Below are 872 nucleotides of genomic sequence, written 5' to 3' on the forward strand. Positions count from 1 at the left end.
GAAAAAAAGAGCGCACAAAATCCTCTTATCTGAAAGCGTTTCAGATTAAGTTCCGCTATGGTGGAAGTTAGTGTGAGACGTTTGAATAGGGTTTTAGGTTAGTTTTTAGAACTTATGTTGGAGTAATTTAGAAGACTGACAGACGTCTTCTGCAGGTATTTTAGAAATGCCGAGAAGCTTAGGAATTTCTTCTCCATAAGTAAAGGCAAAGAGTTCATAAGCTGACTTTCCATTCAAAGCAGCACGTTTGACGCTGTTGACATGAGAGCAGACGAGATTGATGTCCTCTTGAGTTAAATTGTCAAAAGAAGTTCCTTTAGGTAGAATGTCGCGAATCAGCGTGTGATTTTTCTCAATTCTCCCTTTCTGGTCAGAGCGATTAGGGTCACAAAAGAAGAGTTTACTCTCTCCTCGCACATCCATTTCGATGTCATCAACCCTGGCAAACTCTCCACCATTATCGGTAAGAATGACAGGGAAGAGTTGGAAGAAATCTTTGTCCGCTTGGTGAAGAGTGTTCTTGATGTCATAGAGATGTTTGGTAACCTCAAGGGCAGTTTTATTATCCAGAAGTCTAGCGAAGATAAAGTTACAGAAAGATAGATTGAAGGTGAGTAGGACTTTACCTCCCATTCTCCCCATAACTGTGTCCATTTCCAGCCAAGAGTCTAGTTGATTCAGTGCTAAATAGTTTTGGAAATCCTCATAGGAACGGCCTTTTTTAGCTTCTTTAGGGATGGAAGGTAGCTTACTTTTTCGTCTTTCTTTGAATTTAACGGCTCTGGCAAGATCAATCGGAGCGATAGATAGGTACCCTTTTCGGATGTGTCGATAGACAGTTGAGGAGCTGACATCAAGGTTATGAGTTTTGA

1 protein-coding gene is annotated in these 872 nt (G+C 40.8%); it reads right to left on the reverse strand.

Annotated features, from left to right (window positions below):
- Window positions 1-105: 105 nt before the first annotated feature.
- A partial coding sequence (locus HT728_RS08720) for an IS30 family transposase (RefSeq protein ID WP_173234825.1) occupies window positions 106-872 on the reverse strand: 767 nt, incomplete at its 5' end.

This window comes from Streptococcus sp. 544 (assembly GCF_013277385.1).
In the GTDB taxonomy this organism is placed as follows: Bacteria; Bacillota; Bacilli; order Lactobacillales; family Streptococcaceae; genus Streptococcus; species Streptococcus mitis_BA.